At 67.7% G+C, this 14,980-nt stretch carries 16 protein-coding genes; 6 read left to right on the top strand and 10 right to left on the bottom strand.

What is annotated here, in order from left to right:
- Nucleotides 1-68 precede the first annotated feature (68 nt).
- From ASE48_RS01625 to ASE48_RS01600, 6 genes are all read left to right on the top strand, one after another.
- A complete protein-coding gene (locus tag ASE48_RS01625) occupies nt 69-965 on the top strand; it encodes a RecB family exonuclease (RefSeq protein ID WP_057165250.1) in 897 nt (298 codons plus the stop codon).
- Nucleotides 962-1,753 (top strand): thioesterase family protein, encoded by a 792-nt coding sequence (locus tag ASE48_RS01620; RefSeq protein ID WP_057165249.1) that lies wholly within the window; start codon nt 962-964, stop codon nt 1,751-1,753. Before ASE48_RS01625 ends, ASE48_RS01620 begins: the two co-directional genes overlap by 4 nt.
- Nucleotides 1,754-1,756: 3 nt before the next feature.
- On the top strand, nt 1,757-2,260 hold the full coding sequence (locus ASE48_RS01615) for a hypothetical protein (protein ID WP_057165248.1): 504 nt from the start codon (nt 1,757-1,759) through the stop codon (nt 2,258-2,260).
- Nucleotides 2,261-2,328: 68 nt separating this feature from the next.
- Nucleotides 2,329-2,646 (top strand): ArsR/SmtB family transcription factor, encoded by a 318-nt coding sequence (locus ASE48_RS01610; RefSeq protein ID WP_057165247.1) that lies wholly within the window; start codon nt 2,329-2,331, stop codon nt 2,644-2,646.
- On the top strand, nt 2,643-3,152 hold the full coding sequence (locus tag ASE48_RS01605) for an SRPBCC domain-containing protein (protein WP_057165246.1): 510 nt from the start codon (nt 2,643-2,645) through the stop codon (nt 3,150-3,152). Before ASE48_RS01610 ends, ASE48_RS01605 begins: the two co-directional genes overlap by 4 nt.
- Nucleotides 3,149-3,760, top strand: a complete 612-nt coding sequence (locus ASE48_RS01600; RefSeq protein WP_057165245.1) for a flavodoxin family protein — start codon at nt 3,149-3,151, stop codon at nt 3,758-3,760. Before ASE48_RS01605 ends, ASE48_RS01600 begins: the two co-directional genes overlap by 4 nt.
- On the opposite strand, the gene ASE48_RS01595 is transcribed toward ASE48_RS01600, so the two are convergent.
- From ASE48_RS01595 to ASE48_RS01550, 10 genes are all read right to left on the bottom strand, one after another.
- A complete protein-coding gene (locus tag ASE48_RS01595) occupies nt 3,744-5,123 on the bottom strand; it encodes an FAD-containing oxidoreductase (RefSeq protein ID WP_057165244.1) in 1,380 nt (459 codons plus the stop codon). The two genes, ASE48_RS01600 and ASE48_RS01595, sit on opposite strands and share 17 nt — an antisense overlap.
- Complete coding sequence (locus ASE48_RS01590; RefSeq protein ID WP_057165243.1) at nt 5,123-5,623, bottom strand: DUF4126 family protein; 501 nt, start codon at nt 5,621-5,623, stop codon at nt 5,123-5,125. Before ASE48_RS01590 ends, ASE48_RS01595 begins: the two co-directional genes overlap by 1 nt.
- A gap of 78 nt (nt 5,624-5,701) precedes the next feature.
- Nucleotides 5,702-6,553, bottom strand: coding sequence for an ATP phosphoribosyltransferase (hisG, locus tag ASE48_RS01585; protein WP_057165242.1), 852 nt, complete (start codon nt 6,551-6,553; stop codon nt 5,702-5,704).
- Complete coding sequence (locus tag ASE48_RS01580) at nt 6,553-6,834, bottom strand: phosphoribosyl-ATP diphosphatase (RefSeq protein ID WP_057165241.1); 282 nt, start codon at nt 6,832-6,834, stop codon at nt 6,553-6,555. The genes hisG and ASE48_RS01580 overlap by 1 nt, the downstream gene beginning before the upstream one ends.
- A 30-nt stretch (nt 6,835-6,864) precedes the next feature.
- Nucleotides 6,865-9,183: a putative bifunctional diguanylate cyclase/phosphodiesterase gene (locus ASE48_RS01575; protein WP_057165240.1), complete on the bottom strand. Its 2,319-nt coding sequence runs from the start codon at nt 9,181-9,183 to the stop codon at nt 6,865-6,867.
- 90 nt (nt 9,184-9,273) lie between these two features.
- Nucleotides 9,274-10,743, bottom strand: coding sequence for a sugar porter family MFS transporter (locus tag ASE48_RS01570; protein WP_057165239.1), 1,470 nt, complete (start codon nt 10,741-10,743; stop codon nt 9,274-9,276).
- Between the two features lie 80 nt (nt 10,744-10,823).
- Nucleotides 10,824-11,885, bottom strand: coding sequence for an ABC transporter ATP-binding protein (locus tag ASE48_RS01565; RefSeq protein WP_057165238.1), 1,062 nt, complete (start codon nt 11,883-11,885; stop codon nt 10,824-10,826).
- Nucleotides 11,882-12,685, bottom strand: a complete 804-nt coding sequence (locus ASE48_RS01560) for a carbohydrate ABC transporter permease (RefSeq protein WP_057165237.1) — start codon at nt 12,683-12,685, stop codon at nt 11,882-11,884. The genes ASE48_RS01565 and ASE48_RS01560 overlap by 4 nt, the downstream gene beginning before the upstream one ends.
- Complete coding sequence (locus ASE48_RS01555) at nt 12,682-13,554, bottom strand: carbohydrate ABC transporter permease (protein ID WP_057165236.1); 873 nt, start codon at nt 13,552-13,554, stop codon at nt 12,682-12,684. The genes ASE48_RS01560 and ASE48_RS01555 overlap by 4 nt, the downstream gene beginning before the upstream one ends.
- On the bottom strand, nt 13,551-14,903 hold the full coding sequence (locus ASE48_RS01550) for an ABC transporter substrate-binding protein (RefSeq protein ID WP_057165235.1): 1,353 nt from the start codon (nt 14,901-14,903) through the stop codon (nt 13,551-13,553). The genes ASE48_RS01555 and ASE48_RS01550 overlap by 4 nt, the downstream gene beginning before the upstream one ends.
- Nucleotides 14,904-14,980 lie beyond the last annotated feature (77 nt).

The raw sequence follows: 14,980 nt of genomic DNA, 5'->3' as shown, positions 1-14,980 counted from the left end.
GGGTCAGCCTGCCAGACGCGCCGCCGAGGCTACGAATTGTTGTCGGCCCGCAGGCCTAGGCTTCACCTATGAGCGCCCCAGCACCCGCCCGCACCGGTTGGCGCCCGGCCCTGTCACCGTCACGGGCCAGTGATTTCAAACAGTGCCCGCTGCTGTACCGGTTCCGGGCGATCGACCGGTTGCCCGAGCCGGTCTCGCCGGCCCAGCTGCGCGGATCGGTGGTGCATGCCGCGCTGGAGGAGCTCTACGCGCTGCCCGCGGTCGAGCGCATCCATGACACCGCGCTGACGCTGGTGGACCCGGCGCTGGACCGGGTGCTCGCCGACGGCGCCGAGGTGGATGCGGAGCTTCGGGCCGAGCTGCTGCGCGACGCCCGCAAGCTGCTGTCGGGGTATTACCGCCTGGAGGACCCGACCCGCTTCGATCCGCACAGCTGCGAGCAGCGCGTCGAGGTGGAGTTGGAGGACGGCACGCTGCTGCGCGGTTTCGTCGACCGGATCGATATCGCCCCCACGGGTGAGATGCGGGTCGTCGATTACAAGACCGGCAAGTCCCCGTCGGAGCTGTGGGCGCTGGCCGAGGCCAAGGCGCTGTTCCAGATGAAGTTCTATGCCGTCGCCCTCTGGCGGTCGCGCGGGGTGCTGCCCGCCAAGCTCCGATTGCTCTACCTGGCCGATGGACAGGTGCTCGACTACTCCCCCGACCTGGAGGAGCTGGTGCGCTTCGAACGGACCCTGACCGCCATCTGGCGGGCGATCCAGTCCGCCGGCAGTACGGGCGATTTCCGGTCCAAGCGCTCGAAGCTGTGTAGCTGGTGCGCGCACCAGCAGCTCTGCCCGGAGTTCGGCGGCACGCCTCCGGTGTACCCGGGCTGGCCGCAGGAACCCGCACCGGAGGGCAGGAGCGAAGCGACCCGGGAAATTGTTGCGGAGGGTAGGAGCCAGGAAGGAACGGCGGTCGAGTGAGCGACTGCCACTACCGGCGGCTGTCCGAGTCCGATGGCTACCAGGTGTTCGAATCCACCCTGGGCACCGCGAGCAACTGGGATACCGAGATACAGCACGGGTCACCGCCACTGGCGCTGCTGACCCGAGCGATCGAGGAGCTCTACCTCGACCGTCCCGAACTCCGGGTGGGCCGTCTGGTGCTCGACATCCTGGGAGCCATTCCGGTCGCCCCGGTGAAGGTGCGCGCCTGGGTGGAACGGCCTGGCGCCCGGATCACCATGGCGATCGCCGAGATGCGGACGGTCCAGGGCAAGGACAGGGTGCTGGCGCGGGTGAGTGCCTGGCTGCTGGCCACCAGCGATACCGCCGATGCCGTCACCGACCGCTATCCCCCGCTGGTGGAGGGTGCGGCGATGGAAAATCCGCACGGATGGGTCGGCGCACCCGGCTACCTGGACACCGTCAGCTGGCGCAAACAGCGGACCGGCCCCGGCGATGCTGCGGTGGTGTGGATGAGTCCCCTTGTGCCGCTGGTTGCTTCCGAGCCGTTGACCGATTTGCAGCGGTTGGCGATGGTGGTCGACTCGGCCAACGGTGTCGGCGCCGCACTCGATCCCGACGTGTTCGTCTTCATGAACACCGACACCGCCGTCCATCTGCACCGCGCGCCCGCCGGCAGCGACTTCGCGCTCCGCGCCCGCGGCTCCATCGGCCCGGACGGTATCGGGGTGACGACGGCGGATATCTTCGACCGGCAGGGATTCATCGGAACGTCTGCCCAGACGCTCCTCGTGCAGCGGAGGTAGGCGGTGGCCGGACTCTCGGTGATCGGCAGTGACGGGGTGACGTGGACGGTGCGCCGGCGTTGGCTGCCCTGGCGCGGGCCGGTGTCCTTCCGCGAGATGTGGCACAGTCCCTCGGACAAGGGCACCGCAACCGAGGACACGGCGACCACCGAGGAACCGCCCGGCGCCGCCCTGCGGTTCCTGCAGCTGACGGTCGGCGTGGTGCTGTGGGTGATCATCTACGGGGGCAAGGCGATACTCATCGCTCTGGCCGCGGTGTTCATGGTGTCGCTCTGGCTGATCAACCTGGTGCTGCAACTGCTGGCGCTGCCCGTCGTACTGCTGGCGCGGGCCACCGGGCTGGCCCGCTGGCCGGTTCAGGTCGACCGGCAGTACGCACATTTCCGCACCGAACATGCGAAGGACTACGCGGGCGCAGCCACCCTGCGCGACGAACTCGCCGCGCAGCTACGGGCGGGCACCCTGGACGGCATGCACCAGACGGCTGCTCCGGAGCAGGCCGCTTGACCGCACGCGCGCTGCCCCAGCAGTAATATGCGCTTGCATCTATATAGATCCATTGCAATACTAGGTCCATGGACGTCTTCGAAGCCGTCGCCGAACCCAGCAGGCGCACATTGCTCGATGCCCTGCGACACGGTGAGCGCACCGCCGGTGAACTGGTCGACACCCTGCCCGCGCTGACGCAGCCCACGGTGTCCCGTCACCTGCGGGTGCTGCGCGAGGTCGGCCTGGTCGAGGTCCGCTCCGATGCGCAGCGGCGCATCTATGCCCTGCGCGCCGACGGTCTCGTGGAGATGGACACCTGGATCGAGTCCTACCGGCACTTCTGGTCCGGCCGCCTCGATGCGCTCGAAGATCATCTGCACGCGACGTTCGGGGAACCGTCGTGACCGCTCATGACGGACGGGTGGCCGTCGACGGTGATCGCGCGGTGCTGCACTTCGAACGACGACTGCCCTACCCGGTCGAGCAGGTGTGGACCGCGATCACAGATCCCGGTCATCGCGGAAAGTGGATGGGCCGCACCGTGATCGACCCGCGTGAGGGCGGCACCATCGAGACCGTCGCCTCCGGCCCGCCGCTGCCGCCCGAGCGCAAGCGGATGACCGGCCGCATTCTGGTCTGGGATCCGCCGCATGTGTTCGAACACGAATGGCTGCAGCCCATCGTCGAACCCGGGGTGGTGCGTTACGAACTCCGCTCCGACGGCGACGGCACCCTGTTGCGGCTCAGCCACCGGGGGCTGAGCGCACCGAACGCGAACGGTTTCCGCACCGGGACACACGCGTACCTCGATCGGCTCGCGGCGTTGCTCGCCGGCGAAGCACTACCCAACTGGGCTCAACGCGTGCAGGCCATCTCCGGCTTCGCGCCGACAGGTGAGGAGTTCTCATGACCGACAATGCCTTCGGGAACCGGCCGGCGATCGTCATCGCCTACCACTCCGGCTTCGGGCACACCGCGACGCTCGCATCCGCGGTTGCCGACGGTGCGCGCGCCGAAGGTGCCGACGTCGCCGCGGTGGCCGTCGACACGATGACGGATGCGAACTGGGCGACGCTGGACGGTGCCGACGCCATCATCTTCGGGACCGCGACCTACATGGGCAATGTGTCGGCCGGGTTCCAGGCATTCGCGGAGCAGACCGGACGGCGCTGCATCACCGGCGCGTGGCGGGACAAGATCGCGGCGGGGTTCACCAATTCCGGCGCCAAGAGCGGGGACAAGCTGACCGCCCTGATCTCGCTGACGGTGTTCGCCGCCCAGCACCACATGCATTGGGTCAGTCTGGGTCTGGGCCCGGGCTGGAACTCCTCGGCAGGTAGTGAGCAGGACCTGAACCGGCTCGGTTTCTGGCTCGGTGCGGGTGCGCAGACCGACGTCGACGCCGGACCCGAGGATGTGCACCCCGCCGACCTCCGGACCTGCCGGCACCTCGGGCAGCGCGTCGCCACCGTCACCGCCCAGCTGATGGCCGGCCGGGCGGCTAGTTCAGCGGCTTGAGATCCTGCAGCAGGGTGGGCACCAACTCGCTGACGGTCGGATGGATGTGCATGGTGCGTGAGATCGCGGTGTAGGGCAGCTTGGCGGTCATCACGTCCAGGATCGCGTGCACCACCTCGTCGCCACCGACCCCGAGAATCGACGCCCCCAGGATCTCCTCGGTCTCGGCATCGACCACGACCTTCATGAAGCCCTGGGTCTCGCCCTTCTCCACCGCCCGCCCGACGCGGGTCATCGGGCGCTTGCCCACCAACGCTTTACGACCGGTGCGACGCACCTCGTCGGCAGTCATCCCGGCACGGCCGAGCGGCGGGTCGATGTAGAGCGCGTACGTGGGCACCCGGTCGCTGACCCGGCGCGGATCGTCGTCGAGCAGGTTGGCCGCCACGATCTCGAAATCGTTGTACGAGGTGTGGGTGAAGGCGCCCTTGCCGTTGCAGTCCCCCATCGCCCAGATGTGCTCGACATTGGTGCGCAGGGTGTCGTCGACCTCGATGTAGCCGCGGCTGTCTGTGCGCACACCGGCGTGCTCCAAGCCGAGATCGTCGGTGTTGGGTATCCGGCCGACGGCGATCAGGGCGTGGCTGCCGACGATCGGTGCGGCACCGGATCGCGGGGTGACCTCGAATCCGTGCTGCAACTTGGTGAACCGGATGTCGTCGGCGCCGACGTGGATCTCGATGCCTTCGGCTTCGAGGATGCCCCGGATGGCCGCCGAGACATCCTCGTCCTCACGGGAGGTCAATCGGGGCCCCCGTTCGATCACCGTGACGCGCGCCCCGAAACGCCGGTACATCTGCGCGAACTCCAGGGCGATGTAGCTGCCGCCGACGACGACGAGGTGCTCGGGCACCGAATCGAGTTCCAGCACCGACACATTGGTCAGATAGTCGATATCGGCCAGGCCCGGCAGATCCGGCACCACGGCACGGCCACCGACGTTGAGGAAGATGCGTTCGGCGCGCAACAGCCGGCCGTCGAGATCGATGGTGTGCGGGTCGACGAAACGGGCGTGCCCGCGTAACAGGGTGGCGCCGTCCATCCCTTCGAGCCAGCCCTCGACACCGTCCCGGTCGGACTGCACGATCTGATCCTTGCGGGCCTTCACCTTCGCCATGTCGACGGTGACCTCGCCGGTGCCGATACCGAAATCGGTTGCACGGCGGGCGATGTGGGCGGCATGCGCACTGGCGACCAGGGTCTTGGTGGGGATACAGCCCGAGTTCACGCAGGTGCCGCCGACGAGTTTGCGCTCGATCACCGCGACCCGCTGTCCGGCGGCGGTCAGCCTGCCCGCCAGCGGTGGTCCGGCCTGGCCGGCGCCGACGATGATGGCGTCGAAATCGGTCACCGGGCCGGTCATCAGATCAGGCTGGCGAGGAAGACGACGAGGAAACCGCCGAGCACCGCGGTGACATCCTCGACCAGGGCCACCGGGAGGTCCTTGCCGCCGTTGCGTGCGACCAGGGCCTTGCGGGCCCGGTAGCCGCCCATCGTGCCCAGCACCGCACCGATCACGCCGGCACCGATGCCGGAGATGATCGTCCCGGTCTTCACCGCGGCCAACGCGCCGGTCACCAGGACGGCCCCGGCGAATGCACCGGTGAACAGCCGCGCCGCGAACTGCACCGTGACGGTGCGCGCCGGGGTGTTGGGCAGCTGGTCGGTGACCAACTCGACGACCAGCAGGACGGTCAGCACCGTGACGGTGATCGGGTTGGTCAGAAACTGCGCCCAGGTGCCGTCGAGGTCGATCCAGCCCAGTGCGCCGCCCCAGGCCACCACCGCCGGTGGTGTCAGTGCGCGCAACCCGGCGACCACGCCGATCAGCAGTGCCAGCAGCAGAGCAAGGACCACCGTCATGACAACCTCCGGACAAGATCGGATGATCTCCGGACGCTAACACGCACGACGCCGGTCAGCCCGGTATCCGGTGCTGCGTCAGAACCGGCAGAACCGGATGTCGGAGGCCAGGATCGCCTTGGCGCCGATGGCGGCGATCTCGTCCATGATGGCGTTGACGTCACGGCGCGGCACCAACGCGCGCACCGCCACCCAGTCAGGGTCGGCCAGCGGAGCGATCGTGGGCGACTCGAGGCCGGGTGTGACGGCGGTGGCCTTCTCCAGCACGGTGCGCGGGCAGTCGTAGTCGAGCATCAGGTACTGCTGGCCGAAGACGACACCCTGCACCCGGGCAGCCAATTGGTCGCGCGCGGGATCGGGCTCGGGATCCGCGCGTTCGATCAGGATCGCCTCGGAATCGCACAGCGACTCACCGAAGGCCACCAGATTGTGCAGTCCCAGGGTGCGTCCGGAACCGACGATGTCGGCGATGACATCGGCGAGACCGAGCTGGATGGAGATCTCCACGGCACCGTCGAGGCGGATGACAGTGGCCTCGATCCCCTTGTCCGCCAGATCCTTACGGACCAGATTCGGGTAGGCGGTGGCGATCCGCTTGCCCGCCAGCGCATCCATGGTCCAGTCCTGGCCCTTGGGCGCGGCGTAGCGGAACGTCGATGAGCCGAAGCCCAGCGCCAGCCGCTCGCGGACCGGGGCATCGGACTCGGCGGCCAGGTCGCGGCCGGTGATACCGAGGTCGAGTTCCCCGGAGCCCACGTAGATCGCGATGTCCTTGGGCCGCAGGAAGAAGAACTCGACGTTGTTGGCGGGATCGACGACGGTCAGATCCTTGGGATCGGTCCGGCGCCGGTAGCCGGCCTCGGACAGGATCTCGGCGGCCGATTCGCTGAGCGCACCCTTGTTCGGCACGGCGACGCGAAGTGTCGTCATCACAGGTTCCGGTACACGTCGTCGAGGCTGAGACCGCGCGAGAGCATCAGCACCTGGGTCCAGTAGAGGAGCTGGCTGATCTCCTCGGAGAGCGCTTCATCGCTTTCGTGCTCGGCGGCCAGCCACACCTCGCCGGCCTCCTCGAGGATCTTCTTGCCCAGGCCGTGCACGCCGGCGTCCAGCGCAGCGACCGTGCCGCTGCCGGCGGGCCGGGTCTGCGCTTTCTCACTGAGCTCGGCGAACAGGCCTTCGAAGGTCTTCACGGGCACCGATTGTTTCATGCGTGCAGGACAGCCTCGGAGACGCGGTGCTCATCCCGCCCAATCTGAGGCGCCCAGTCTGTCGAGCAACGCGGGCACGGCGGCGGGTTCGACCGGGGTGCTGAAGAAGAAACCCTGGCCGATGTCACAGCCGTGCCGGGTGAGCCAGTCGGCGGTGTCGGCGTTCTCGACACCTTCGGCGACCACCGAGATGCCCAGGGTATGGGTCAGATTGATCACGGCGCCGACCACCGCGGCGGCCCGTGGGTCGGAGGTGACGTCGGCGACGAACTGCCGGTCGAGCTTCACTTCGTCGACGGCGAGGTCACGCAGGTAGGACAACGCCGAGTAGCCACTGCCGAAGTCGTCGATGGCCACCCGCACCCCCCGTTCGCGCAGCTCCCGCAGCACCGCTTTGACGGTGCCGACCTCGGTCAGGACGAGATCCTCGGTGATCTCCACGGTCAGCACGTCGTGGTCGAGGTGGCGGCGGTCGAGTTCCAGGCAGAGTTGGTCGGGCAGTCGCGTGTCACGCAGCATCGGCGCGAAGAAGTTGATCGCGACGGCGATGTCGAGACCCTGGGAACGCCAGTCGGCCGCGTCATCGAGCACCTTGCTGACGACGATCTCCGACACGGGACGCATCAGACCGTGTTGGCGGACCAGGGACAGAAAGGCGTCGGGGCGCAGCGTGCCCAACCGTGGGTGGGGCCAGCGCAGCAGTGCCTCGACACCGGTGACCCTTCCGCTGCTCAGATTCACCTTGGGTTGGTAGGCCACCTCGATGGTGCGGTGATCCACCGCGTCGCGAAGCTCACCCAGCAGGCGGATGCGTGCGGCTCCCCCGCCCGTGGGGCGACGGGGCCGCTGCTTGAGGTCGACGATGTCGGTGGGCGCCGTGGTCAGGTCGGCGGCGAACGTCTGGATGTCGGCCGCCGACCGTTTGGCCGCGTACATCGCCAGGTCGGCCTGCGTCATCAGCGTACTCGCGGTCAGGTCCGGTTCATCCTCGGACGCCGTCGCCACCCCGAGACTCGGTCGCAGGAAGACTTCGTGGTCGTCGACCTCGAACGGCCGCTCGAAGGCTTCGACCACCCGTTGCGCGACCAGCTGGTGGTCATCCGCGCCGCCTTCGAGCAACATCATGAATTCGTCGCCGCCCAGGCGCGCGACGGTGTCGCCGGTCCGGACACACTCCAGGAAGCGTTGTCCTGCCCCGATCAACAGTCGATCCGCCACGGGGTGGCCCAGGCTGTCGTTGACCAGTTTGAAGTCGTCGAGATCGATCGAAATCACGGTGATGGGCCGGGAATCGCGGACCCGTAACAGCATCGCGTGGTCCAGGCGTTCGTTGAACAATGTGCGATTTGCCAAGCCGGTCAACGGATCTCGTAACGCTTGATCGGCTGCTGCGGTCAGCAACTGGCGGTTGTCCCACGCCGACAGTATCTGCCTGGCACAGATGACAACCACGATCATCTGCACCAGCACGCTCTCGAATCCGCGCATCACCACCGGCGGACCGAGAACGCCCGCCAGCAACAACGGGACATAGGGCAACCACAGTGACGAGTGGGACGGCACCGGCGCCGGGCGATCGGGTGCGGGCTGCGGGCGCCGGCTCAGCACCGCCGCGACGGCGAACAACGCCATGGCGGCGGCCCACAGCAGGTCGATGAAATGTCCGGTGCGGTAACTGCCGTCGACGATCAGGAACGCCAAAGTGACGTCGGCGACGGTGATCAAGGTGATGGCGACGGTGACCACTGCCAGCGCCACGGGCCTGCGGCGTCGCGAGCGCGCCAGAGCCAGCACCGCGATCGACAGCACCACCACATCGGCCAATGGGGTGACCAGCGCCAGCGTCAGTTCGACGTTGTGGTCACGCAGGTTGTCGAACACCCGATTCAGGCTGAAGATCCACACCAGCAGAAACAGGCAGAGCGAGACCGTCAGCGCGTCGAGGGCCAGGTGCAGCCGCGAGATCAGGGTGCCCGCCGCGAGCAGCTGGGCCAGGCCGAGGGCGACGAGCACGTTGAACGCCAGATAGAACAGATCCGCCGGTGAGGGTGACGGCGGCTGACGCAGCACCACGTCGTAGACCAACCAGATCGCGTCACCGATCGCCCATGCCGCCAGCGCCGCGGCCAGGATCGCCCAGGCCAGGCGCACGGGTCCGTCGGCCGCGCGGGCGGCTGTCACGGCGCTCGCGGCGGCATACCCCGCCAGTGCCAGCGAGATGGCGTCATTGACGACGGGTAGGTGGGCCGCATCGCGTGCCAGCACCATCGTCAACGCGAGCGCCACCACCAGCACCCACGGCGCGGCGATCGCCGCGACGTCGCGCGACAGCAACCGACCGGCGTCCACCTGCTCACCCCCAACGACCGACGTGCTCCCCGCACTCAAGGTAACGGTGGGGCCGATGTGCCGCTGATCGCCCCCGGGCGCACTCGGCGGTCAGTTGGTGGCGGATTTGTCCTCACGCAGGATCGAGCCGTGCATGTCCTCCAGCGACACGCCTTTGGTCTCCATCACCCACCGCCAGACGAACAGGCCCGACAGCACCGCGCACAGTGCGTAAAAGCCGTAGGCCAAGCCCAGGTGCTCCCGCAGACCCGGGAAGGTGACGGTGATCAGCCAGTTGGCTGCCCACTGACCGGCCGCGGCAATACCGAGCGCGGCGGCGCGGATGCGGTTGGGGAACATCTCGCCGAGCAGCACCCAGACCACCGGGCCCCAGGACATACCGAACGCGACGACGAAGAGGTTGGCCGCGATCAGCGCAATCGTCCCGGATGCGCCGGGCAGGCTCGGCGTGCCGTCGGCGTTGAGCGTCGCGTTACCGAAGATGACCGCCATCGTGAGGAGCGTGACCGCCATGCCGGTCGATCCGATCAGCAGTAGCGGCTTGCGTCCGATCTTGTCGATCAGAGCGATCGCGATCAACGTCGTCAGCACGTTGATGACCGAGGTGATCACGGTGAATTTTGCCGAGTCATCGGCGCTGAAGCCGACCGCCTGCCACAGCACGTTGGAGTAGTAGAAGATCACGTTGATGCCGACGAACTGCTGGAAGATCGACAGGCCCAGACCCACCCAGACGATGCCGTAGATGCCGCCGGTCGGCTTCTTGAGGTCCCGCAGCGACGGCTTGTCCTCGCGCTCCAGGGTGTCCCGGATACGGGTGATCGTGATCTCCAGGTTCTTCTGCCCGAGCAACATGCTCAACACCCGGCGGGCTTCCGGAATCTTGTGGCTGGCAACGAGATAACGCGGCGACTCCGGGATGGTGAAGGCCAGCACGCCGTACAGCACGGCCGGCACGGCCATCGCCAGGAACATCCACCGCCAGGCGTCCAGGCCCAGCCACAGCACCTCGTTGGGCCCGCCCGCCGCCCACTGCAGCACCCAGTTGATCGCAAAGGACGCGAAGATACCCAGCACGATGGCCAATTGCTGCAGTGAGCCCAGCCGGCCGCGGATGCCCGGCGGCGACGTCTCGGCGATATAGGCCGGCGCGATGACCGACGCCACACCCACACCGATGCCACCGACGATGCGGAACACCACCACCGTCCAGACCTCGTGTGCCAGGCCCGTTCCGAAAGCACTGATGAGGAACAACACGGCCGCAATCTTCATCACCGCGATGCGGCCGATCTTGTCGGCGATGCGGCCCGCTGTCATCGCGCCGACCGCGGCTCCAAGCAGCGCAGACGCGACCGCGAACCCGAGTTTCGCGTTGTCGATCCCGAAGTCCTCCTGGATGGAGTCGACTGCGCCGTTGATCACCGCGCTGTCATAGCCGAACAGCAGGCCGCCGAGCGCGGCGACCGCCGCGATCCGCACCGCCGTGCGACCGGAGCTGAACCCGGAATCGTCATCGAGGAACGAGGCTTCGTCGCCTCCGACCGGACCGTGCGTCATGGATCGTCCTTCCACCCCGTGCCGTGATGCGTGTCACATCACAATCGCACAGTCGCCGTCCCAAAGGGTCGGTTACCGGCTCAGTCCGGTCGGCGATTCCCGCCCACCGCATCGAACAGATGCTCCCGGCCTGGTCGCACCCGAACACGCACCGGTGCACCGGGTCCCGGGGGCGTGTCCCAGGCCGCCACCGTGGCCGCCTCCACGACCGCGGTCATGCGGTGTTCGCCGACCTCCACGATCACCGCGTAGCGCGGTCCCAACAGCTCGATGAGATCCAGCCGGCCCTCACCGGCATCGTCCGGTTCGATGACGAGATCCTCCGGGCGCACCCCGAAAACGACCGCCCCATCGGCGCCGGGTGCCGGCCACCGCAGCGCACCGGACTCGAAGCTGCCCCCGCGCACCTGGCCTTCGACCAGGTTCATGCTCGGTGATCCGATGAACCCTGCGACGAATGTGTTGGCCGGGCGCCGGTACAGCTGTTCGGGTGTCCCGCTCTGCGCGATGCGACCGGACTGCAGCACCACCAGCTGATCGGCGATCGTCATCGCCTCCTCCTGGTCGTGGGTGACATAGAGCGCGGTGATCCCGGTCTGCTGCTGCAGCCTGCGGATCTCGGTGCGCAACTCGACGCGCAGCTTGGCATCGAGATTGCTCAGCGGTTCGTCGAAGAGGAAGGCCGACGGGGTCCGCACCAGGGCCCGGGCGATCGCCACCCGCTGCTGCTGACCGCCGGAGAGCTGACGCGGTTTGCGGTCGAGCAGTCCGGCGATGCCGACGCGTTCTGCCGCTTCGGCGGCGCGGGCGGCGGCCTCGGCCCTGCCCACTCCGGCATTCCGCAACGGGAAGGCGATGTTCCGGGCCACCGTCAGCTGCGGGTACAACGCGTAGTTCTGGAACACCATGGCCACATCGCGCCGCCGCGGAGTCTCCGCGGTGACATCCCGGTCGCCGATGTGCACGGTGCCGGCGTCGGCCGACTCAAGTCCGGCGACGATGCGCAGCGTGGTGGACTTGCCGCATCCGGACGGGCCGACCAGCACGGTCAGCGATCCGTCGGGCAGCGTCAACGTCAGATCGTCCACGACGGTCGCGTCGCCGAAACTCTTCGTGAGACCGGTCAACTCGAGTGCGGTCACTTGGTGGCTCCGGTCGCCAGACCGCCGACCAGGAACCGCTGGGCCGCCAGCGCCAGCGCATAAACGGGCAGGATGCCCAGCAGTCCCGCAGCGGCCTGCTGCCCGAACTGGACGTTGCGGTCCCCCTGGAACAGCGAAAGTCCGACGGTCAAGGTCTGGCTCTCCTTCGTGACGGCGAGATACACGGCGAACAGGAAGTCGTTGTAGGACAGGAAGAACACCACCAGCAGGGCCGCGATCACCCCGGGCCACAGCAGAGGCAGCACGGCCCTGGCGAACGCGCCGGCCACCGACAGTCCGTCGATGACGGCGGCCTCGTCGATCTCGATCGGTATGCGCCGGACGAAACCGTCGATCAGCCAGGCGGCGACCGGAACGTTCGCGATCCCGTTGACCACGATCAGGCCCGCCATGCTGTTGGTCAGACCGGCGCTGCGCAACAGGAAGAACAGCGGGATGACCGCGACGATCGGCGGTGCGCAGTATGCGGCCAGCAGGACGGTCAGCAATCGCTCACCGCCGAATCGGCGCGCGGTGAAATACGCTGTGGGAGTGGCGATCGCGACCGCCAGCACGGCTGCGCCCACCGCCGATATCCACGAGTTCTGCAGCATGGTGCCCAGCGCGATGGTGTCGAACACGGAGGTGAAGTTCGCCGATGTCCATTCGCCGGGCAGCAGACTGGAGTTCAGGACGTCGGCAGGCGGGCGCACCGACAGCGACACCAGATAGCCCACAGGGATCAGCACGATCAGCACCACAACGGCGAGAGCCGATCGAATCAGCACACGTGTGGTCATGCGCGCTCAGCTTCCACCGACCGGGACCGCGCGGCGGTGAAGACCGTTGCCACCACGCCGACGACGGCAGCGAACACCAGTGTCTGCGCCGCCGCGGTGCCCATGTCGAAGCTTCCGCGCAAGCCGGTCTGGTAGATCAGGTACGGCGACAGCGTCGTCGCGAAACCCGGCCCGCCCGAGGTGATCACGACGATCAGGTCGAACACCCGGTAGCCGATCACGAGCTCCAGGATCAACACCGCCCAGGCGGTCGGCGCGATCGCCGGCCAGGTCACGCTCGTGAAGGTGCGCCACGGCCCGGCCCCATCGATCCGCGCGGATTCCTGCAGCTCGGGACGCACCACGCCGAGGGCGGCGAACAGCACGAGTACCGCAAACGGCGTCCACTGCCAGATGTGGATGCTCAGCAGCACCGCATACGCCCCCGCCCCCGAGCCCAGCGGGTTGGCGCCGGCCAGGCCGACAGCCGACAGTACATCCGACAGGCCGCCGCCGACGGGTGCCAGCAACAGTTTCCAGGCCACCCCGATGAGCACCGGCGCGGTGACCAGTGGCAGCAGCAGCAGCGCCCCGACGGCGCCGAACCGGGTACCGCGGGCCCGCAGCAGCACCGCCAGCAGCAGGCCGATCCCGGTGGTGGCGGTCGTGGCGACCAGCGCGAACAGCGTGGAGCGCCACAGTGATGGCACGAAGGCCGGCGCGTCGAAGGCGGTGTGGAAGTTCTGCGCTCCGGTGAAGGCCCGCAACGGATTTCCCAATGACGAATCGGTGAGCGCCAAGGCGATCAGATACGCGGTCGGGTACACCAGGAACAACACCAGTCCAGCGACGGCGGGCAGCGCCAGCCAGAGCGGGACGCGACGGATCATGTCGCGGCGTTCTCCCAGCTCTTCTGGGCGTTCTCCAGTGACTGCTCGACGGTCTGGGTGCCCGCGATCGCGAGAGCGAGCTGATCGACGAGATCCTGCAACAGTTTCGGCGCACCTTTACCCTTGGGCCACACCAACGGATCGCCGTGCAGGCCCTGCCGGATCGGTTCGATCGCCCCGGTCACCACCTTGGCGTAGCCATCGGAATCGAGCACGTCCCCACGCACCGGGTCGATGCCTGCGCCCGCGGTGGAGGACACCTTCAGGTTCTGCGGGGCCGCGGTGGCCCAGTTGAGGAAGGCCGCCGCAGCGTCCTGATTCTTCGACGCGGTCGAAATGCCCAGTCCGAAACCGGCATCCAGTGCGGTGCGCGGTGTGGTGTTCGAGCCGCCCACCGGCAGCGACACCGCTCCCCACCGGCCGGCGATCTTCGACGCCGTCGGATCCTCGGCCCGCAGCGCCATATCGGTCCAGGTGTCCAGCAGGGCGCCCTGACCGCTCAGGAAGGCCTGATTGGCCTGATCGAATCCGATCTGCAGCGGGGTGGGCAGTGCGGCGGGCGCGACATCGACGAGGTGACGCAGGGCCGCGACGGACGCCTCCGACGTCAGGTCCGGCTTACCGTCGGCGGTGAGCAGATTGCCCCCGTATCCGGTCAGCCGGTTGATGTACGAGCAGCCCAAGATCATCGGCACCTGCTGACCCGACACGATCGCGCCGTAGGCGCTGCCACGGGCATCGGTGGTGATCTTGGCGGCGACCTCGTCGTACTCGTCCCAGGTCTTGGGCGGTTCCACCCGATAGCGTTCGAGCAGTTCGGCATTGAAGAACAGAATGTGGACGTCCCCGTCGTAGGGCAGTCCGTACCGCTTGTCGTCGAGCAGGGTGTACGGATCATAGATCGACGGCAGATAGCCGCTGACGTCGATGGCGTCGGTGTTGTTGTCGATCCACTCGGTGACATCCACCAGTGCCCCGGCGTCGACGAGGTCGCCCAGCCCGAAGTAGAAGTAGTCGAACACGTCGAATTCCCCGGTGCCGCTTTGTACATCGAGGATCTGCTTGCTGGTCAGCTGGTCATAGGGGGCGGCGGTGACTTCCAGCGCGCCACCGGTCTCCGCCGCCCAGGCCGGCGCGAGGATGTCCCGGAAGGACGTGACGTGCGGCTGGTTGACCAGCAGTTTGAGGGTCACGCCGTCGAATCGGCCGGATACCGGAGCGGTTTTGGGCAATGCGCTGGTACTCGACGACGAGCCGCAGGCGGCCAGAACCGGTGCGAGCACCGCCGCGCCGCCTGCCAGTCCGAGCAACTGCAGCGCACGCCGGCGCGAAAAATGGTGAGTGGTCACAACTTTCTAGAATAGAAAGGCATGGCAGCGCTCGGCGAGGTAAAAACTCACCGCGATCATGACTCGGTGCGCACTCC

The sequence above is a fragment of the Mycobacterium sp. Root265 genome, assembly GCF_001428895.1.
In the GTDB taxonomy this organism is placed as follows: domain Bacteria; phylum Actinomycetota; class Actinomycetes; order Mycobacteriales; family Mycobacteriaceae; genus Mycobacterium.
This window is presented reverse-complemented; position numbering and strand designations above follow the sequence as displayed.